The sequence below is a fragment of the Ruegeria sp. BG10 genome, assembly GCF_056538575.1.
Genome location: NZ_JBQFTI010000001.1, coordinates 1,510,949 through 1,529,094 on the forward strand (window position 1 = coordinate 1,510,949; position 18,146 = coordinate 1,529,094).

19 protein-coding genes are annotated in these 18,146 nt (G+C 61.1%); 9 read left to right on the forward strand and 10 right to left on the reverse strand.

Annotated elements, in window-relative coordinates:
- Nucleotides 1-6 precede the first annotated feature (6 nt).
- The gene (argS, locus tag ACR0D8_RS07480; protein WP_480645551.1) at nucleotides 7-1,752 is read right to left on the reverse strand and encodes an arginine--tRNA ligase; all 1,746 of its coding nucleotides are present in this window, start codon (nucleotides 1,750-1,752) and stop codon (nucleotides 7-9) included.
- 133 nt (nucleotides 1,753-1,885) lie between these two features.
- Between argS and ACR0D8_RS07485 the strand changes: the two genes are divergently transcribed.
- Nucleotides 1,886-2,437, forward strand: a complete 552-nt coding sequence (locus ACR0D8_RS07485; protein WP_480645553.1) for a putative pterin-binding protein — start codon at nucleotides 1,886-1,888, stop codon at nucleotides 2,435-2,437.
- Here ACR0D8_RS07485 and ACR0D8_RS07490 read toward each other — a convergent pair whose 3' ends face one another.
- The gene (locus tag ACR0D8_RS07490; protein WP_480645555.1) at nucleotides 2,438-3,580 is read right to left on the reverse strand and encodes a deoxyguanosinetriphosphate triphosphohydrolase; all 1,143 of its coding nucleotides are present in this window, start codon (nucleotides 3,578-3,580) and stop codon (nucleotides 2,438-2,440) included.
- 76 nt (nucleotides 3,581-3,656) lie between these two features.
- Between ACR0D8_RS07490 and ACR0D8_RS07495 the strand changes: the two genes are divergently transcribed.
- Both ACR0D8_RS07495 and xth read left to right on the forward strand, forming a co-directional pair.
- Nucleotides 3,657-3,980, forward strand: a complete 324-nt coding sequence (locus ACR0D8_RS07495; RefSeq protein WP_475161377.1) for a HesB/IscA family protein — start codon at nucleotides 3,657-3,659, stop codon at nucleotides 3,978-3,980.
- 278 nt (nucleotides 3,981-4,258) lie between these two features.
- Nucleotides 4,259-5,038: an exodeoxyribonuclease III gene (gene xth, locus ACR0D8_RS07500; protein WP_480645557.1), complete on the forward strand. Its 780-nt coding sequence runs from the start codon at nucleotides 4,259-4,261 to the stop codon at nucleotides 5,036-5,038.
- 4 nt (nucleotides 5,039-5,042) lie between these two features.
- On the opposite strand, the gene ACR0D8_RS07505 is transcribed toward xth, so the two are convergent.
- Both ACR0D8_RS07505 and dksA read right to left on the reverse strand, forming a co-directional pair.
- Nucleotides 5,043-6,194 (reverse strand): FAD-dependent oxidoreductase, encoded by a 1,152-nt coding sequence (locus ACR0D8_RS07505; RefSeq protein ID WP_480645558.1) that lies wholly within the window; start codon nucleotides 6,192-6,194, stop codon nucleotides 5,043-5,045.
- Nucleotides 6,195-6,264: 70 nt separating this feature from the next.
- Nucleotides 6,265-6,687, reverse strand: coding sequence for an RNA polymerase-binding protein DksA (dksA, locus tag ACR0D8_RS07510; protein ID WP_039531267.1), 423 nt, complete (start codon nucleotides 6,685-6,687; stop codon nucleotides 6,265-6,267).
- Between the two features lie 372 nt (nucleotides 6,688-7,059).
- Between dksA and ACR0D8_RS07515 the strand changes: the two genes are divergently transcribed.
- The 5 genes from ACR0D8_RS07515 to ACR0D8_RS07535 all read left to right on the forward strand — a co-directional run bounded on the left by ACR0D8_RS07515 (nucleotide 7,060) and on the right by ACR0D8_RS07535 (nucleotide 11,187).
- The gene (locus tag ACR0D8_RS07515) at nucleotides 7,060-7,905 is read left to right on the forward strand and encodes an AAA family ATPase (RefSeq protein WP_480645559.1); all 846 of its coding nucleotides are present in this window, start codon (nucleotides 7,060-7,062) and stop codon (nucleotides 7,903-7,905) included.
- Nucleotides 7,906-8,011: 106 nt separating this feature from the next.
- Nucleotides 8,012-8,461 (forward strand): N-acetyltransferase family protein, encoded by a 450-nt coding sequence (locus ACR0D8_RS07520; RefSeq protein ID WP_480645560.1) that lies wholly within the window; start codon nucleotides 8,012-8,014, stop codon nucleotides 8,459-8,461.
- Nucleotides 8,458-9,825: a DUF2927 domain-containing protein gene (locus ACR0D8_RS07525; protein ID WP_480645561.1), complete on the forward strand. Its 1,368-nt coding sequence runs from the start codon at nucleotides 8,458-8,460 to the stop codon at nucleotides 9,823-9,825. Before ACR0D8_RS07520 ends, ACR0D8_RS07525 begins: the two co-directional genes overlap by 4 nt.
- A 3-nt stretch (nucleotides 9,826-9,828) precedes the next feature.
- Complete coding sequence (locus ACR0D8_RS07530) at nucleotides 9,829-9,999, forward strand: hypothetical protein (RefSeq protein WP_475161392.1); 171 nt, start codon at nucleotides 9,829-9,831, stop codon at nucleotides 9,997-9,999.
- Nucleotides 10,000-10,002: 3 nt separating this feature from the next.
- Nucleotides 10,003-11,187, forward strand: coding sequence for a vWA domain-containing protein (locus ACR0D8_RS07535; RefSeq protein ID WP_480645563.1), 1,185 nt, complete (start codon nucleotides 10,003-10,005; stop codon nucleotides 11,185-11,187).
- 46 nt (nucleotides 11,188-11,233) lie between these two features.
- Here the strand turns inward: ACR0D8_RS07535 and ACR0D8_RS07540 are convergent, their stop codons facing one another.
- Nucleotides 11,234-11,836, reverse strand: a complete 603-nt coding sequence (locus tag ACR0D8_RS07540) for a hypothetical protein (protein ID WP_480645564.1) — start codon at nucleotides 11,834-11,836, stop codon at nucleotides 11,234-11,236.
- Between the two features lie 207 nt (nucleotides 11,837-12,043).
- Here ACR0D8_RS07540 and ACR0D8_RS07545 point away from each other — a divergent pair, with 207 nt between their 5' ends.
- Nucleotides 12,044-12,733, forward strand: a complete 690-nt coding sequence (locus ACR0D8_RS07545) for a M48 family metallopeptidase (RefSeq protein ID WP_475161399.1) — start codon at nucleotides 12,044-12,046, stop codon at nucleotides 12,731-12,733.
- Between the two features lie 69 nt (nucleotides 12,734-12,802).
- Here ACR0D8_RS07545 and ACR0D8_RS07550 read toward each other — a convergent pair whose 3' ends face one another.
- From ACR0D8_RS07550 to ACR0D8_RS07570, 5 genes are read right to left on the reverse strand one after another with little or no spacing between them, the layout of a single operon-like run.
- Nucleotides 12,803-13,345, reverse strand: coding sequence for an RSP_2648 family PIN domain-containing protein (locus ACR0D8_RS07550; protein WP_480645565.1), 543 nt, complete (start codon nucleotides 13,343-13,345; stop codon nucleotides 12,803-12,805).
- Nucleotides 13,342-14,544, reverse strand: coding sequence for an RSP_2647 family RNA methyltransferase (locus tag ACR0D8_RS07555; RefSeq protein WP_480645566.1), 1,203 nt, complete (start codon nucleotides 14,542-14,544; stop codon nucleotides 13,342-13,344). The genes ACR0D8_RS07550 and ACR0D8_RS07555 overlap by 4 nt, the downstream gene beginning before the upstream one ends.
- Nucleotides 14,545-14,582: 38 nt before the next feature.
- Nucleotides 14,583-14,855 carry a hypothetical protein gene (locus ACR0D8_RS07560; RefSeq protein ID WP_475161407.1) on the reverse strand — a complete coding sequence of 91 codons (273 nt, stop codon included), beginning with the start codon at nucleotides 14,853-14,855 and terminating at the stop codon, nucleotides 14,583-14,585.
- On the reverse strand, nucleotides 14,842-17,631 hold the full coding sequence (locus ACR0D8_RS07565) for a [protein-PII] uridylyltransferase family protein (protein WP_480645568.1): 2,790 nt from the start codon (nucleotides 17,629-17,631) through the stop codon (nucleotides 14,842-14,844). Before ACR0D8_RS07565 ends, ACR0D8_RS07560 begins: the two co-directional genes overlap by 14 nt.
- Nucleotides 17,628-18,017, reverse strand: coding sequence for a DUF4440 domain-containing protein (locus tag ACR0D8_RS07570; RefSeq protein WP_480645569.1), 390 nt, complete (start codon nucleotides 18,015-18,017; stop codon nucleotides 17,628-17,630). The genes ACR0D8_RS07565 and ACR0D8_RS07570 overlap by 4 nt, the downstream gene beginning before the upstream one ends.
- Nucleotides 18,018-18,146 lie beyond the last annotated feature (129 nt).

Consider the following 18,146-nt stretch of genomic DNA (forward strand, 5'->3'; position numbering starts at 1 on the left):
TGTTTGTTACCGCATCTCCTGCGCCGGAGTGACGCCAAGAATACCCAAGCCCGCTGAAATCACAACAGAAACAGCCCGCGCCAGTGCGATTTTCGACTGGCTTGTGGCAACATCGCCATCCTGAATAAAGCGCAGTTGGGTTTCGTCATTGCCCTTGTTCCAAAGCGCGTGGAAATCCCCGGCAAGCTCATACAGGTAAAAGGCAACGCGGTGCGGCTCATTGGTGCGCGCGGCGATTTCGACCAGACGCGGCCATTCGGCCAGCTTCTTGGCCACGGTCAGTTCGGACGCATGATCGTTCCTTCTGAGGTCAGCGCCGGCAAGGGTTGCGTCATCCGCCGCAATCCCGGCCTCAGCCGCGCGGCGCAGAACGCTCATCACGCGGGCATGGGCGTATTGCACGTAGAACACCGGGTTCTCGCGGCTCTGCTCCAGCACCTTGTCAAAGTCGAAATCCAAAGGCGCGTCGTTCTTGCGGGTCAGCATCACGAAACGGGTCACATCCGGGCCCACCTGACCGACCACATCGCGCAGGGTGACAAAGTTCCCTGCCCGTTTCGACATCTTGAAGGGTTCGCCATTCTTCCACAGCTTCACCAGCTGCGTCAGCTTGATATCCAGCGGCACCTTGCCATCGGACAGCGCGGAGACGGCCGCCTTCATCCGTTTGACATAGCCGCCATGATCCGCGCCGAACACGTCGATCAGTGCATCAAAGCCACGGGTCACCTTGTCATAGTGATAAGCGATATCCGGGGCGAAATAGGTCCAGCTCCCGTCCGATTTTTTAACCGGACGATCGACATCATCGCCATGCTCGGTCGATTTGAACAGCGTCTGCTCGCGCGGCTCCCAATCCTCGGGCTTTTTGCCCTTGGGCGGCTCCAGAACGCCCTCATAAATCAGGCCCTTGTCGGTCAGCGATTGCAGAGCTGCTTCGATCCGCCCTGTGCCATAGAGCGATTTTTCTGAGAAGAACACGTCCATCTCGACGCCCAACGCCTTCAGGTCAGCACGGATCAGGTCCATCATCGCGTCGGTCGAGAACTCGCGTAGCTCTTCCAGCCAATCGCTTTCGGGCTTGTCGATCAGGCTTTCGCCATACTTCTCTTTCAGCGCCTCGCCGATCGGGATCAGGTAGTCGCCGGGATAGAGACCCTCGGCAATCTCGGGGCTCAGCCCGTTGGCCTCGCGATACCGCTCGTAGGCTGAACGCGCCAGAACATCCACCTGCGCGCCACCATCGTTGATGTAATACTCACGGGTTACGTCATGGCCCGAATAGGCCAGCAGGCTTGCCAGAGCATCGCCGAACACAGCCCCCCGCGTATGACCCACGTGCAGAGGGCCGGTCGGGTTGGCAGACACGTATTCAACGTTGACTTTCTGCCCCTGCCCCATGGTCGAACGACCGTAATCCGTGCCCTTCGCCAGTACGGCCGCCAGCACGCCCTGCCACATCGACGAAGCCAGTCGCAGGTTCAAAAAGCCCGGCCCCGCCACTTCGGCGCTGGTGATCCGGTCATCGGCGGCCAGTTTCCCGGCCAGTACATCGGCAATGTCGCGCGGCTTCTTTTTCGCCGGTTTCGCAAGCACCATCGCCGCGTTGGTCGCCATGTCGCCATGCGCGGCGTCTCGCGGCGGTTCAACAGCCACGTTGTCAAAGCTCAGCCCCTCGGGCAGCGCGCCTTCGGACTGCATCTGCGCCAGCGCGTCCAGTACGAGGTCGCGGATCTCGGAAAACAGGTTCATTTGGATGTCCTTTTGCTTGCCCGGCGGTTTACCACGCAACACGGCAACGTCAATGCACGCCTAAAATTTCAGCTTGGTTTGGCCGCAAACCGGACTAAGGTCGGTGAAAAATCCACCGACAGGAGATCACATTATGCGCCTAGCCCTGCCCTTTGCCATTGCTCTGACCACCGCGCTGCCGGTCTGGGCCGATATGCCGGCCCCACAGGGCCATGTCCTTCTGACCCTTGGCGGGGCGGTGACCGAAACCAATCTTCCGGCGCGTGGCGAGAATGACGGAGGTTTGCTGGGCTTCCTCGAAGTCCGGCACGACGGGGCCGCGGGCTTTGACGCGCCGATGCTGGACGGGTTGGAACAGGTCGAGATCACCATACCCTATGGCCCCGAAGGTCATCAGCGCGAGATCTCGTTTTCCGGACCACGCCTGTCGGATATCATGATCATGGCCGGCGCCCAAGGCAAAGTGGCGCGGCCGATGGCGATGGATGGGTACCAGTCTGAAATTCCATGGGACAGCATCGCAGCGCACCAGCCTATCGTGGCCACCCACGCGGACGGTTCACCAATGGGAATTGGCGGCTATGGCCCCACAATGATCGTTTTCCCGCCAACCGACGATCTGGATCTTGCGCAGGAACAGGCCGGGCAGCAGGTCTGGGCCCTGGCCTATATCGGGGTCGAGTGATTACCCGCCCGTAAGCCTCTTGTGGTCCTGCAAGGCAAACCGGTCGGTCATTCCGGCAATATAATCCGACACGATCCGCGCCAGCGCCGTTTCGTCACCGGCGGCCTCAATGTCGCGGTGCCAGCGCACAGGCATTTGCCGGGGGTCGCTCAGGTAGATCGGAAACAGATCCTCCACCACCCTGCTGACCTCCTCCCGCACGTGCATCACGCTGGGCGCGCGGTACATCTGAGCGAACAAAAACGCCCGAATTTCCTTGAGCTGCGTCCAAAGACCGCTCGAAAACCGGATCACCGGGTAACCCAGATGTCGGATATCTTCGACGGATTGCGCGCCTGAACCGGCGATCAACGTGCGTGACGTTTCAATCACATCCGAAACCATGACACCAAAGACCCGCCGCAAAGCCTCATGCCGGCGACGATACGGGTCCAGCCCGGGATACTTGCGATCCACCTCGGCATAACACGCACCCACGATCGGCAATTCGCGGATTTCGTCATCCGCAAACAGGTTGGCGCGCAGGCCATCTAAAAGATCGTGGTTGTTATAAGCGATGTCATCGGACAGCGCCGCCACCTGCGCCTCGGCGCTGGCATGGGTGTGAAGCTCCAGATCAAAACCCTCGTTGCACTCGGCCAGCGCCCAGGGCAGTTCACCTGCGACCGGCCCGTTGTGCTTGGCGATCCCTTCCAGGCATTCCCAGGTCAGGTTGCAGCCATCGAACTCGGCGTAATGCCGCTCCAGCTCGGTCACGATCCGAATGGCCTGCGCGTTATGGTCAAACCCGCCATAAGGTTCCATGAGCGCGTGAAGCGCGTCCTCGCCCGTATGCCCGAACGGGGTGTGACCCAGGTCATGGGCAAGCGCCACGGCCTCTGTCAGTTCCGGGTTCAACCCCAACGCCCCGGCGATTGTCCGTGCCACCTGCGCGACTTCGATGGAGTGGGTCAGGCGCGTGCGATAGCTGTCGCCCTCATGTTCAACAAACACCTGCGTCTTGTGCTTGAGCCGTCGAAACGCGCTGGCGTGAATGATCCGGTCCCGGTCGCGCTGAAAGCATGACCGGAAACTGCTTTCCTCCTCCGGCACCAGCCGCCCCCGCGCGCGGCCTGGATCCGAGGCAAAACCCGCTCTGTCCAAAGGTCTTGTCCTTGTCGCCTGTCCTTGCACTTTCTATATTGTAAGGCGAACGGGAAATAAACCTTTGGAGACCGGCATGAATCTGCCCCCAACAGTCACGGAACGCGCCTTTGATCGCCTGGCCGAAATTGGTGCCGCGGATCAGGGTCAGGCCCTGCGCGTCGCGGTTGAAGGCGGCGGATGTTCCGGTTTTCAATACGAAATCGCGCTGGACGAACCAAAAGAGGACGACCTCGTGCTTGAGGGCAAAGGGCAGAAGGTGATTGTCGACTCAATCTCGCTGCCATTTCTCGAAAACGCGGTTATCGACTTTTCGCAGGAATTGATCGGTGCGCGTTTTGTGATCGAAAATCCAAACGCCACCTCCTCCTGTGGATGTGGCACGTCATTCTCCATGTAATCGCCGGTGGGGGCTTTGCCCCCACACCCCCAAGGTATTTTCAGCCAGATGAAGCAGGGATCCGCTCTCCGACCATCCGCCGGAGAGCTTCACCTGGCGCGGTCATCGGCGCCTCCGCCTGTACCGCCCAACTCTTTTCGACGAAAATGGTTAAGGATCCGTTTCTTCATCTGGCCAATAATACCTCGGAGCGCGAGGCAGAGCCTCGCAAACCCGCCACCACTTGCCGCTGGGTTCTGAATGCGCGATAGGTTGCCGGGGGCTTCGGAGGATCGCGCATGAAAATCGCCACGTTCAACATCAACGGCATCAAGGCGCGGGCCGAGGCTTTGCCACGCTGGCTGGATGACGCGCAACCCGATGTGGTTTTGCTGCAAGAGATTAAGTCGATAGACGAAAACTTCCCCCGCGAGCTGTTCGAGGAGCGGGGCTATAACGTTGAAACGCACGGGCAAAAGAGCTTCAACGGCGTCGCGATCCTGTCAAAACTGCCGCTTGAGGATGTCTCTCGCGGTCTGCCCGGTGATGACTCGGACGAACAGGCGCGCTGGATCGAAGCCACTGTGATCGGCAAGCAGGCGCTTCGTGTTTGCGGTTTGTACTTGCCGAACGGCAACCCGGTTCCCGGCCCGAAATACGACTACAAGCTGGCCTGGATGGAGCGGCTGTATGACCGCGCCCGCGATCTGATGGCGACTGAAGAACCTGCGTTAATGGCCGGCGATTACAACATTATACCACAGGCCGAAGATGCCGCCCGCCCCGATGCCTGGCGCGAGGACGCTCTGTTCCGGCCGGAAAGCCGAGCCGCCTATCGAAAGATCCTGAACATTGGTTTTACCGAAGCCTTCCGCGCTCGCACGCAAGGCCCCGGACATTATTCTTTCTGGGACTATCAGGCCGGGGCGTGGAACCGGAATGATGGCATTCGGATCGACCACTTTCTGCTGACCCCTCAGGCCGCGGACCTGATGCGTGATTGCAGGATCGATTCCGAGGCGCGCGGACAGGAAAAACCCTCGGACCACGTTCCGGTCTGGGTTGACCTGGACCTGTGACCCGTCAGGCAGTCGCGTCGAAGCTGTAAATCCACTCGTATTTCTGCGCCAGCCGCGAACCGGCAACCATCAGGGCGGCCTGAGCCGCCAGCCGCATGGGACCACGCAGATGGAAATTTCGTGCGTTCGCACCTGCGGCGGCGACCACGCGTTGTGCCCGGGGACGGCGACGGGCCTCATAGGCAGCAAGGGCTTGTTTCACACCGGATTGCTCTTCGAAGGACCTGACCAGAATCCACGCGTCTTCGAGCGCCAGACAGGCCCCCTGCGCCATGAATGGCAGCGTGGGATGCGCCGCGTCGCCCAACAGCGCCAGCCTGCCGTTCTGCCAGGATTGCGCAACGGGCCGCAGGAACAGCGCCCACAGATGGGTTTCCTGCACTTCGGCCAGGATGTCGCGGACAGGTCCACCGAAATCTGCGAATCTTGCACGCAGGTCCTGCGGGTCGCCTTGAAGACGCCAGCCTTCCTCCTGCCAGTCCGAGCGTTCTTCGATCGCGACCACGTTCATCAGCTTCTGGTCGCGCAGCGGATAGGTCACCACATGGCGGCCCGGTCCCATCGTCAGCGCGGCGCGCGGCCGTTCTTGGCGCTGAAACCAGGGAATAGTTGCCCGCCAGGCGATCTGATGCGTGAATCGGGGTGCCTCGATGCCATTCAGAACCGGGCGGATCGCGCTTCGGCCGCCATCCGCGGCAATGGCGCATGCGCAGCACAGGCGGTCACCGTTCTCCAGAATCACCTCGGCTTCACCCGGATGCTTCCGGACTTCGGACACCATTGCGTCCAGCCGGATGTCGACACCGGCAGCTACCGCCGCACGGTGCAGCAGATTCAGCAGATCGGCCCGGTGGTAGTAATAGGTCGGACCGGCAGACGGGGCAGGAATTTCGCTGATAACGCGGCCATTGCGGTAATCGCGCAGGATCGTCCCGCAGGACAACTGCCCGGCCTCGGGTTCACGTCCTTCGACTTTCAGGGCGCGCAGGACCGCCATGCCATTGGCACTGATCTGCAAACCGGCACCCACTTCGGTCAGCGCCGGCGCCTGTTCAAGAACTGTCACTCTGGCCCCGCGCTGCTGCAAGGCCAAAGCGGCGGCCAGCCCGCCGATACCGCCGCCGATGACACAGAATTTCAGACCGTCCAATTTCATGGCCATGGCTTAACGCAAAAACGCCGGAGCAACAGGCCCCGGCGTCGGAATTTTCCAGATTTTCCAGCGATCAATCGTCGCGGTGTACCTTCTCGCGGCGCTCGTGACGCTCCTGCGCTTCAAGGGTCATGGTCGCGATCGGACGTGCGTCCAGACGTTTCAGCGAAATCGGATCGCCCGTCATTTCGCAATAGCCGTACTCGCCCTCGTCAATCCGGCGCAGGGCCGAGTCGATCTTGGCCACAAGCTTGCGCTGGCGATCGCGGGTGCGCAGTTCCAGCGCGCGATCGGTTTCCTCGCTTGCGCGGTCAGCGACGTCCGGAATGTTACGGGTGTTGTCTTGCAGCCCTTCGATCGTGTCGCGGCTGCCTGCCAAAAGTTCGTTCTTCCAGTCCAGCAGCTTACGACGAAAATACTCTAGCTGCCTGTCATTCATAAATGGTTCGTCTTCGGCCGGACGATAATCCTCGGGCAGAAATACTTCCTGCTTCATTTTTGCTCCCTCGGTGTGGCCTGCAACGCCGGTCACTCTATCTTCACCTGACATGCGGCAATCCCCTTCTGCGGAGCGTTTATCCGACAGCGCGGAGAATGTCACTATGCAAACGACGCCCTGGTTGCGGGCCATATCGGGGCGTCCAGATAAGTCATTTCAAACAACAAAACCTTGTTTTTCTGTGCGTTTTAGCAGGCATTTTTGGGGCACGGCAAAAAAATTGTGATCGGCCGTGTCAATCGAATCAACCAAAGGCATTGTAGTTAATCGGTAAATTCGCGTTCGGCGACGCAGCGGCCCGGCTTGTCAATTTTTGCGCCTCGCGATAACCCCATGGGCACATGCCGCGCGACACTTCATGAGGGGCCGATGACCGCACGATTCCAAGGGACAGCAGAATATGTTGCCACAGACGACCTGACCATTGCAGTCAATGCCGCCGTGACGTTGGAACGCCCGCTTCTGGTCAAGGGCGAACCGGGCACCGGCAAGACCGAGCTGGCCAAACAGGTCGCCGGCGCGCTGGGGCTGAAGATGATCGAGTGGAACGTCAAGTCCACCACCCGCGCGCAGCAGGGCCTGTACGAATATGACGCGGTCAGCCGGTTGCGCGACAGCCAGTTGGGTGACGCACGCGTTCATGACGTGTCCAACTACATCCGCAAGGGCAAGCTTTGGCAGGCGTTTGAAGCGGACGAAAAGGTCGTCCTGCTGATCGACGAGATCGACAAGGCCGATATCGAGTTTCCAAACGACCTGTTGCAGGAACTCGATAAGATGGAGTTCCACGTCTACGAGACCGGCGAGACGATCCGCGCCCGCCACCGCCCTATCGTGATCATCACCTCGAACAACGAAAAGGAACTGCCGGACGCGTTTCTGCGCCGCTGTTTCTTCCATTATATCCGCTTCCCCGACGAAGCCACGATGCGCCGTATCGTCGAGGTGCACCATCCCGGCATCAAGGACGCGCTGCTGACCACCGCCCTGACACAGTTCTACGAAATCCGCGCGACACAGGGGCTGAAGAAAAAGCCGTCGACCTCGGAAGTGCTGGACTGGCTCAAGCTGTTGCTGGCCGAGGATCTGACTGCCGAAGACCTCAAGCGGAACGGTGCCAACGCTCTGCCCAAGCTGCACGGCGCGCTGCTGAAGAACGAGCAGGATGTGCATCTGTTCGAACGTCTTGCCTTCATGGCGCGCAGCAAACGCTGAACACCGCGTGATCACTGCTTGCCTAAAAGGGGGCCGGATGTCAGCATTGTAGGGCAGCCCGGTGCCGTCCGGGTGTTTTCGGACCTGGAACGATGGGGCTCTGAGATTGGCTGACACTCTGACGATCCGCGCGTTGCGACGCGACGACCGGGCCGAATGGTCCGACATGTGGCGCGCCTATCTGGCCTTCTACGAAACAACGGTTCCGGACGAGGTTTATGACAGCACCTTCGCGCGCCTGCTTGGGGATGACCCGCATGACTTTTCCTGTTTTGTCGCCGAAACCGGCGGGCACCTTGTCGGCCTGACCCATTACCTGTTTCACCGCCACGCCTGGAAGGTCGAGTCGGTGTGCTACCTGCAGGATCTGTTCGCCCGCCCCGAGGCACGCGGAACCGGTGTCGGGCGGGCTCTGATCCAGGCCGTCTATGACGAGGCGGACCGCCAGGGCGCGCCGTCGGTCTACTGGCTGACACAGGACTTCAACCATACCGCGCGAAAGCTATACGACCGCATCGGCAAACAAACACCCTTCATCCGGTATCAGCGCCAATGATGCGCTGGGCCGTGATCCTTGTGAGTGTGGCGCTGGCCGGATGCGCCTCGGTCGAGCCGACCGAAGTTCCGACCAGAGTACAGGCAATCGAAGAGACACTGCCCCCGCCCAAAGCCTTCACCCGTTCCTTTCCGACGCCTGCGTCACGCTCCAACGAAAACCTTGCCCGCGACTTTGTCGCGCTGCATTTCGCGCTGGAGGGCGGCGCAAAGCTGCCGGTGTTCACAAGGTTCGAAACACCCGTCACCGTGCGCCTGACTGGCACCCCCACACCGTCTATGCAACGGGACCTGACCCGTTTGCTGTCCCGCCTGCGGCGCGAGGCCGGAATCGACATCAGCCAGATTTCCGACGGTCTGGCCAACATCACCATCGAAGCCGTCAGTCAGGAGCAGATACACGAGATACTGCCGCAGGCGGCCTGTTTCGTCGTGCCCAACTCTTCCAGCTTCGAGGAATACCGCAGCGACCGGCGCAAGCAGAAAAGCAGCTGGACCCGCCTGCGCAAACGCGAACGTCTGGGCATCTTCATCCCCTATGATGTCAGCCCGCAGGAAAAACGCGACTGTTTGCACGAAGAAATCGCGCAGGCGCTGGGGCCGCTCAACGATCTGTATCACCTGCCGGATTCGGTGTTCAATGACGACAACATCCACACCGTCCTGACCGGGTTCGACATGCTGATTCTACGCGCCGCCTACGCGCCCGAACTGCGCAGCGGCATGAGCCGCGAAGAGGTCGAGGCCGCGATCCCCGGCGTTCTCAGCCGCCTGAACCCGCGCGGTGAAGCCCTGCCCGCGCAGCCGGCTTCCGAGACGTCCCGCGACTGGATTCGGGCCATCCAGAAATCCCTGCGCCCCGGACGCGGAAAGCAGCGGCGTCTGCGGGATGCGCAAAGGGCCGTGCGGATCGGTGCGCAGCAGGGCTGGACCGACCACCGCCGCGCTTATCCGCACTATGTGCTGGGGCGGATGAATCAGTTCGACAAACCGCAGGAGGCGCTGTGGCACTACCAGATCGCCATGCAATATCTGCGCGCCGCCCCCAACACCGAAGTACATCAGGCCTATATTACGACCCAAACGGCATCCTACGCTCTGGCCCAGGGCGCCGGCCCTCAGATTCTGCCCGAGCTGGACAGCGCCATCGGCGTGATGACGCGGGCCGAAAACGCCTCGCAACTGGCGACGCTCCTGCTGTTGAAATCCGAAGCTCTCAATCAGGCGGGGCGCACCGAACAGGCACGTTCCGTCAGGCTGGACAGTCTGGGATGGGCGCGATACGGGTTTGGCTCGGAAACGGTGGCCCGGTCGCTTATGCAGGATGTCGCGGAAGGCCCGTCCAACAACAACAGAGGCGGGTGACGCATGGTCGTAGTTCTGGGAATGGCATTATTGGGGGCGATCCTCGGTGCACTTACCGCACGCAAGCGCAACGGCAGCGGGGCTGACATGGCCCAATACGCGGCAGGGTACGGTATCGCATTTGCGCTGGTTGGGCTGGTGCTGTCTCTGATCCTTGTCCGTCTGGTGGCCTGAACCATGTTCCTGCCCTTTTTCGACAACCTTCGCAAAGCTGGCATTCCCGTATCCCTGCGCGAGTTCCTGACTTTCCTGGAGGGGATGAAACAGGGTCTGGCCACTTATGATGTCGAGGCGTTCTATTACCTCGCCCGCGTGTCGATGGTGAAGGATGAGCGCAATATCGACAAGTTCGACCGGGCCTTTGCCGCCAGTTTCGAAGGGTTGGACGAAATCAGCTTTGATCAGGTTCTGGAAGCTGTCGATATCCCCGCTGACTGGCTGGCAAAGATGGCGGAAAAGCACCTGACGGCAGAAGAAAAGGCCGAGATCGAAGCGCTTGGCGGCTTTGACAAGCTGATGGAAACGCTGCGCGAACGGTTGAAAGAGCAGCAAGGTCGTCATCAGGGCGGCAACAAATGGATCGGCACCGCCGGAACCTCGCCTTTCGGGGCTTATGGCTATAACCCCGAGGGCGTGCGCATAGGCCAGAAGGAAAGCCGCCATCAACGGGCGGTGAAGGTCTGGGATAAGCGCGAATTCAGGAACCTGGACGACACCGTTGAACTGGGTACGCGCAACATCAAAGTGGCGCTGAAACGCCTGCGACGCTGGGCGCGCGAGGGTGCGGCGGAAGAACTGGATCTTGACGGCACCATCCGCGCCACGGCCGAACACGGCTATCTGGACGTACAAACGCGCCCCGAGCGTCACAACGCGGTCAAGGTGCTGCTGTTTCTGGACGTTGGCGGCTCGATGGACCCGCATATCAAGGTGGTCGAAGAGTTGTTCTCGGCCGCGCGGTCCGAGTTCAAGCATCTGGAATATTACTACTTCCACAATTGCCTGTATGAGGGCGTCTGGCGCGACAACCGTCGCCGCTGGGATCAGCAGACCTCGACCCACGAAGTGCTGCGCACCTATGGCCCGGATTACAAATGCATCTTTGTCGGCGATGCCTCGATGAGCCCCTACGAGATTGCCTATCCCGGCGGCGCCAACGAGCACTGGAACCAGGAGGCCGGTCAGACCTGGCTGCAACGCGCCCGCGATCAGTGGTCGTCAAACCTGTGGATCAACCCGGTGCCCGAGAAATACTGGGAATACACCCATTCGATCGGCATGATTCAGGAGATTTTCGAGGACCGGATGGTGCCGATGACACTGGCCGGGCTGGAACAGGGCATGCGGGAACTGACGCGGTAGCCAGCGCGTCGGCTTTCGAGCCCCTACTGGACGTTGACCTTTAAGATCAGTTGACTTTATTCAACTTAAAATATGCGTCTGTTTCAAATAGACTCAGAGTTACGAGGTCTTCCCCGAACCTATATCGTAGGAGGGCCGCATCAGTTTTTGTCTTTTCTTTAGCACGTTCCACACATTCTTCACTGTCGACTGCCAACTTGCATTCAGCCAACAGCGCCTGCGCAATTTCAGTAGAAAGCTGGTCTTCTGCCATGAAGCGTTCAAAAACTACCCCATTGGCTTTCAAGAGTTCTGGTGGGGCCGTTGACTGCGAAATGCGTGCTAAATCCGGCGCGTGACTATAGGTCTTGCCTGAGCTACTTACAGTCTGACGATGGGAAAATGCGATAACACACTGACTTTCATCGAAAACCACCGCATATTCGATTTGTCTCGATGTGCTGTGCGACGGATTTTGTTTTAGTGTGTAGCTACCGGTTTGATGGACAGACTTCCATGCTTCGAAATCCGGGCTGCAAGATTCGACCGACGCTAAAACCTTATCGTGCAATAGCGTCTTGCTGACGTTGTTCGGCGTTATCGCGCAACTGATGAGTAATAGTCCCGAGAAAACTCCTACGAATTTCGCGAACAATACTCCAAATTTCATCTAACATCTTCTTTCGGTAGTTAAGCATCTAGCTATTTACGGGGCTCACTCTTAATGTATCCCGCTTTTGTCTATTCTCCGCCTAGTAGCTACGCAGCCGACAAAACATGGTCAATAAATCAGAATAGAACCAATGGCAGCATTGTCCCCACAGTAGACTTTGAACCTTTGCTTGCTCTCGAAGAGAAGCGTTCCCATATTTGGTCTATGCTCCGAATTACACCGATCCTGCTGGCCGTGCTTTATGCTTTTGCGATGTACCGGATTTCCGTCTGGCGCACGCATCGGGAGTTGGATGCGAAATCGACCGAGCTGGCGGATCCGGCGCTGAAACGCATGACCGACCGGCTGGCGGCAGCGCTCGGGATCGATCGGGTGCCGGTCTATATCTACGAGATCGACCCGGTGAACGGACTGGCCGCGCCGGATGGTCGGATTTTCATCACGCGCGGATTCTATCGCAAGTTTCTGAACGGAGAGGTTTCGGCCGAGGAAATGGCCAGCGTCATCGCGCATGAACTGGGTCATGTGGCGCTGGGGCACGCGCGGCGGCGGATGATTGATTTCTCGGGGCAGAATGCCCTGCGGGCGGCGCTGATGATGTTGCTGAACCGGTTTATTCCCTTCATCGGCGCCTGGATCGCCAATATGCTGACCCACCTACTGGCGTCGCGCCTGTCGCGGGGGGATGAGTATGAGGCGGATGAATACGCCGCCGCGTTGCTGACCAAGGCCGGGATCGGGATAGGGCCACAGAAATCGCTGTTTCACAAGCTTGAAGACCTGACCCAGCAACGCGCAGGGGTTGTGCCCGCATGGTTGATGAGCCACCCAAAGACCGGCGAGCGCATCGCGGCGCTGGAGGCGCTGGAGCAGCGTTGGGGCGCTGACGGGTAAGGCGCGCAGCGAGGGGCCAGCCCCTCGCGCTCCCCGAGGTATTTTCAGCCAGATGAAGAGGATCCGGGTTCAGGTCGTGAGGGCTTTGCCCAGACGCGGCAGGCGGGCCTTTTTCATCAGGGCGCGCAGGGACCATTGGTCGCCGGACAACCGGTTGGCCTCGGTCAGAACCCGGTTGGCCGTGCCCGCTATACCGTCAGGGTCGACCTGCCAGAACCCGTGCAGCAGGCTGTCGGGATCGCGACGGTCCAGCCCCTCTTCGGAAAGGATATTTCTGGGGAAATCCCTGGCGTTGACGGTGACGATGATGTCGGCCGAAGTCGCGACGGCGGTGGCAAGGACGTGGATATCCGCGCTGTCGGGCAGCCACAGCGGTTGTTCAACACCCGGCGCGGCGGGACATTCTGCGTCCGGCCACTGTGCCCGTGTCAATGCGATTTCGGCCCGCGCCTGCGCCTCGCCTTCCGGGCCCAGTTTGCGGGCGGCGCGGGCCCATTCTTCCAGAATACGGGCGGACCATACGGGCGTGAAGTGGCCCATCCGGGCGGCGCCCAGCAACATCTCTCGCATCACCGTGGGATAGATGACGCAGGTGTCAAGGACCGCCTTCACAACCGGTAGAACACGGCTTTGAGATAGCCGCTTTCGGCCAGTTGCGGCAGTTGCGGATGGTCGGGACCGGCGAAGCCCGTATGGATGAGCTGAGCCTGCCGCCCTGCCCGGCCAATCCCGCGCGAGGACGCATCGCGGAAGCGGCCCAGATCAGCCGCGTGCGAACAGGAGCACAGACCCAGGTAGCCGCCCTGCTTGACCAGCGGTGCCGCCAGCCGCGCGATCCGTTCATAGGCGCGCAGCCCTGCATCCAGCGCCTGTTTCGATGGCGCAAAGGCCGGCGGGTCGCAGATGACGACATCGTACCGTACGCCTTCCTCGGCCAATTGCGTCAATAACTCGAACGCGTCGCCCTGTCGGGTTTGGAACCTTTCGGCAAAGCCCGAAGCCTGCGCGCCTTGCGTGGCGAGTTCAAGTGCAGGTGCAGATCCGTCCACCGACAGCGCCTGCCCCGCGCCACCGGCCAGCATCGCCAGTCCGAACCCGCCCACATGGCTGAATACATCCAAAACCTGCGCGCCGGGCTGAACCAGCCGCGCGGCGAAGGCGTGGTTGGGGCGCTGGTCGTAGAACAGGCCGGTTTTCTGCCCGCCGGTCAGGTCGGCCATATAGGTCGCACCGTTCATTGGAACCGGTAGCGGCGCATCGGGGGTGGTGCCGCGCAGGGTCTGATTGACGTCATCCAGTCCCTCAAGACCCCGCGTCCGACCCGAAGCGTTTTTCAGCACGTTCGTTACGCCGGTGACAGCGACCAGCGCGTCGGTCAGGGTATCCAGATGTGCCTCGGCCCAGACCGCATTGGGCTGAATCACACAGGCATCACCAAAGCGGTCGATGATCACGCCGGGGAAACCGTCGGCTTCGGCATGGATCAGACGGTAATACGGCGCGTCAAACAGGCGTTCGCGCATCTCAACGGCGCGGCGCAGGCGAGATTCGAACCACGCGGGGTTCAACAGCGCGTCAGGATCGCGGTCCAGCACGCGGCACATGATCTTCGAGTCGGGATTGACCGCGACCAGCGCGATGGGTGCGCGTTTGTCATCCTCAAGCACCGCCAGCGCCCCGGCCGGGATCTTGCGCGTCCGCCGGTCGGTGACGATGTCGTTTGCATAGACCCAGGGGAAGCCGTGGCGCAGGCCGCGCGCGTTGGCTTTGGGCTTCAGTCGGATACGGGGGCGATCGGTGGCTTGGGTCATGACGCCCTCATAGTGGCGAACGCGCCGGGGGGAAAGCCCTAGCGCGGGCGCGATCGCCAGCCGCCGCGCCGTTTCGGTGACTGCGCGGATTGCAGGCCCTCGGCCAGGACGCGGGTCATCGGGTGATCGGCCTCTTGCGCGGCATAAGATGCGTGCAACTCGGTCAGCGCCTGCGCCTGATCCCGCTCGGCAGGCAGGCTGAGCGCCCAGTCCAGAAAGATGCTGCGGCATTCGGGCAGCGTGATACCGTCGATCCGATACGCCTCGCGGATCAGGCCCTTGTGGTCGTTCGGGTCGTCACTGCGCGCCATTTTCGTCCCCTTTTATCACCTGGCCGATGATCCCGGCAGCGGTTGAATAGCTTTCCTGCAACGCTGCCTGCAACTGTTCGACCTGCTCGAACCCGGTGGCACGGCACAGAAAGGCCGCACCGCCCTCGCCGATCTTATCGGCCTCGATGGCTTTGCCGGACAGCAACCGCGCTGCGCATTGCGCCGACCAGAATAGATCGTAGCAGCCCTTCAGCGTTTGCGCCTGAGCGACCTTCAGCAAGTCGGCTGCGACAGCGCCCTCCAGCCCGGCATGAACGTCGCGCCGGGTTTCGCCGGACAACAGGGCCCCGGTTTCCGCCACCAGTTCAACATCCATCATCCGACCCGGGCCGTTCTTGGCGTCCCAGATGCCTGCGGGCGCTTTTGCGGTGGCCAGCCGGGCACGCATGTCGGCGACTTCGCGCAGCACCTTTTGACGATCCTGGGTCTGCGACAGAAAATCGGCGCGGAAGGCTTCGATGTCCTGCGCCAGCCCGGCGTCACCGGCAACCACGCAGGCGCGGGTCAGTGCCAGATGTTCCCACACCCAGGCTTCGTTCTGCTGATAATTGGTGAAACTGGCCCAGCTGGTCGCCACCGGCCCCTGATTGCCCGAAGGGCGCAGGCGCATATCGACCTCGTAGAGCCGCCCTTGCGACATCGGTGCCGACAGCGCGGTGATCAGCGCCTGCGTGAACCGCGCGTAATAGGTGCGCGTGGCCAGAGGGCGCGGTCCGTCGGACATATCCTGATCCAGCGGGTCGTAGATCACGATCATGTCGAGATCGGATTGCGAATTGATGCGCCCGGCCCCAAGCGAGCCCATCCCCAATACGGCAGCCCCACGCCCCGGGGCCGGACCGTGCTTGCGGGCGAACTGATCGGCCACGCAGGGCAGGATGGCGGCGATCACCGCGCGCGCCAGTTCGGCGTATTGCCGTCCGGCCTGCGCCCCGTCGATCAACCCGCGCAGATGATGAACGCCGATGCGGAAATGCCATTCCTTGCACCAGCGCCGCGCAAAATCGAGCTGTGTTTCGTAATCCGCCTCTTGCGAAAGCGCTTGTTCCAACTCGGCCTGCAACGTCCCCTGCCCCGGCCAATCGATGAAGAAGCTACCGCCGATCACCGCGTCAAACACGGAGGCGTTGCGCGACAGATGGGCCGCCAGCGCGTGCGAAGTTCCGACGATATCGACCAGCAGGTCGATAAGGTGGGGGTTGGCTTCGAACAGGGAAAACAGTTGAACGCCCGCCGGCAGGCCCGACAGGAATCCGTCCAGCGCCTGCAGGGCCTCGTCGGGCTGCGCGGTCGTGGCAAGGCGCGACAGAAGCTCAGGCTTCAGACGCTCGAAAATCCGGGCGCCGCGTTGGGATCGCAACGCAGGATATGTGGGCCATCGCGCCAGAACGCTCTGGTCGAAATTCACCTCTGCCATCGGCTTTCGCGGCGAGGCGCCCGGCGCAAAGAAGCCCTCGGTCAGGTCGTGAACCTCGGTCAGGCGGCGGGTCAGGTCGCGCGTCAGGTCAGCGCTGTCGATGCCCATCAGACAGGCGACACGGGCGATTCCGTCGGGCGATTGCGGTATCTTGTGGGTCTGGGCATCATGCACCATCTGGATGCGGTGCTCGACCTCGCGGTGGGCACGGTAATGGTCGGACAGCTTGTCGGCCACGTCCTGCGGCACCCAACCCTTTTCAGCCAACGCCGCCAGTCCGGGCACGGTGCCCCGGACCCGCAGATCCGGGTCGCGACCGCCTGCAATCAGTTGCCGGGTCTGCGTGAAAAACTCGATCTCACGTATCCCGCCCTGCCCCAGTTTCATGTCGTGGCCCGGAATGGTCAGCGCGCCACCGGTGCCCTTGTTTTCGCGGATACGCAGACGCATGTCATGAGCGTCCTGAATGGCCGCGAAATCCAGATGCCTGCGCCACACGAACGGACGCAACGTATCCAGAAACCGCTGTCCGGCAGCGATATCGCCGGCGCAAGGCCGCGCTTTGATATAGGCCGCGCGCTCCCACGTCCGGCCAAGGCTTTCATAGTAACGCTCGGCCGCTTCGGCCGCCATGCAGACCGGGGTGACCGCCGGATCGGGACGCAGGCGCAGATCGGTGCGGAACACGTAGCCATCCGACGTCTTGTCGCTGAGTGTTGCACAGAAATTGCGCGTGGCCCGCACCATGCCCTGCCGCGCCTCGTAGAAATGCGCGGGGTCAAACCGGGTCTCGTCAAACAGAACGATCAGGTCGATATCCGAGCTATAGTTCAACTCGTGCGCGCCCATCTTGCCCATCGCCAGAATGATCATCCCGGCGGCGGTCTCCACATCTTCGGGCTCCATCCCCGGCAGTTTGTCGCGCCGGATCAGGGCGGCAATCTCGGCCTTGGCGGCCTGATCCGCGGCCAGCGCGCCGAAATCCGTCAGCGCCGCGGTCACCTTTTCCAGCGGCCACGCGCCCGCCAGATCGGCCAGAGCCGTCAGCAAGGCCAGCCGACGCTTGGCCTGCCGCAATCCGGGTTTCAACTGATCGGGCGGCAATTCACCGGCCGCCGCCATCACTTCGGCCAGCGCCTGATCCGGTTGGCTCAGCGCCTGCGCCAACCACTCCTTCTCACGGTCGATCAGGCTTTTGAGATAAGGGCTGGAACCTGCGGCACCGGCAATCAACTCGCCCTGTTCCGACGGGATGTCAGGCACCGCAGCGCGCGATTCTGCTCCCAAAGACGGATCGAAGGCGCGCGGCATGCGATGAACGGTAAGGGGCCCGGTCATTTGCCCTCCAGCGGCGTGTCCTGACTGAAACTGTTCACCCAGACATCGTGACGACATTCCCACAAAGAGGATATCAGCATCGCCTCCCACATGTCGGTACCGGGGCGCTGAAAATCCGCGCGGTAGGACAAAAGAACGATATCCGGGGTCAGTACCCGCAGCCGCGCCTCGCTCAGTTCGTACTGCGCCATTGTGGGCGCATCCGCGAATTGCCCAACATGTTCGTCCCGATTGGCGAACCCAGTTGGATAAACGCCCAGAAAATCCGCACTCAGCAACGCGCGATCCGCTGCGCTGTTGCCATCGATCAAAGCCTGCCAGACCTGCCTTTCAAGGCTCAGAATGTCATCAAGCGTTGGCGGAGGCGTGTTTTCAACATGTTGCATAGGCGGAAAGTGCGCCCGTTACGGGGCAAGGTCAACCGCCGCGATTTCAGAAATGTAAATCTTTTTCACATCGACCCCTTGCAACCGGCCAGCGCCACCCCATCTAGACAATGTGAAAGCAATTTACAT

Bases quoted from the DNA above. Each gene is read 5' to 3' on its own strand.
- ACR0D8_RS07545 (WP_475161399.1), top strand. From the start codon at position 12,044: ATGCTCCGAATTACACCGATCCTGCTGGCCGTGCTTTATGCTTTTGCG.
- xth (WP_480645557.1), top strand. From the start codon at position 4,259: ATGAAAATCGCCACGTTCAACATCAACGGCATCAAGGCGCGGGCCGAG.
- ACR0D8_RS07505 (WP_480645558.1), bottom strand. From the start codon at position 6,194: ATGAAATTGGACGGTCTGAAATTCTGTGTCATCGGCGGCGGTATCGGC.
- ACR0D8_RS07495 (WP_475161377.1), top strand. From the start codon at position 3,657: ATGAATCTGCCCCCAACAGTCACGGAACGCGCCTTTGATCGCCTGGCC.
- ACR0D8_RS07515 (WP_480645559.1), top strand. From the start codon at position 7,060: ATGACCGCACGATTCCAAGGGACAGCAGAATATGTTGCCACAGACGAC.
- ACR0D8_RS07525 (WP_480645561.1), top strand. From the start codon at position 8,458: ATGATGCGCTGGGCCGTGATCCTTGTGAGTGTGGCGCTGGCCGGATGC.
- ACR0D8_RS07485 (WP_480645553.1), top strand. From the start codon at position 1,886: ATGCGCCTAGCCCTGCCCTTTGCCATTGCTCTGACCACCGCGCTGCCG.
- ACR0D8_RS07535 (WP_480645563.1), top strand. From the start codon at position 10,003: ATGTTCCTGCCCTTTTTCGACAACCTTCGCAAAGCTGGCATTCCCGTA.
- argS (WP_480645551.1), bottom strand. From the start codon at position 1,752: ATGAACCTGTTTTCCGAGATCCGCGACCTCGTACTGGACGCGCTGGCG.
- ACR0D8_RS07565 (WP_480645568.1), bottom strand. From the start codon at position 17,631: ATGACCGGGCCCCTTACCGTTCATCGCATGCCGCGCGCCTTCGATCCG.
- ACR0D8_RS07555 (WP_480645566.1), bottom strand. From the start codon at position 14,544: ATGACCCAAGCCACCGATCGCCCCCGTATCCGACTGAAGCCCAAAGCC.
- ACR0D8_RS07570 (WP_480645569.1), bottom strand. From the start codon at position 18,017: ATGCAACATGTTGAAAACACGCCTCCGCCAACGCTTGATGACATTCTG.
- ACR0D8_RS07560 (WP_475161407.1), bottom strand. From the start codon at position 14,855: ATGGCGCGCAGTGACGACCCGAACGACCACAAGGGCCTGATCCGCGAG.
- ACR0D8_RS07530 (WP_475161392.1), top strand. From the start codon at position 9,829: ATGGTCGTAGTTCTGGGAATGGCATTATTGGGGGCGATCCTCGGTGCA.
- ACR0D8_RS07540 (WP_480645564.1), bottom strand. From the start codon at position 11,836: ATGAAATTTGGAGTATTGTTCGCGAAATTCGTAGGAGTTTTCTCGGGA.
- dksA (WP_039531267.1), bottom strand. From the start codon at position 6,687: ATGAAGCAGGAAGTATTTCTGCCCGAGGATTATCGTCCGGCCGAAGAC.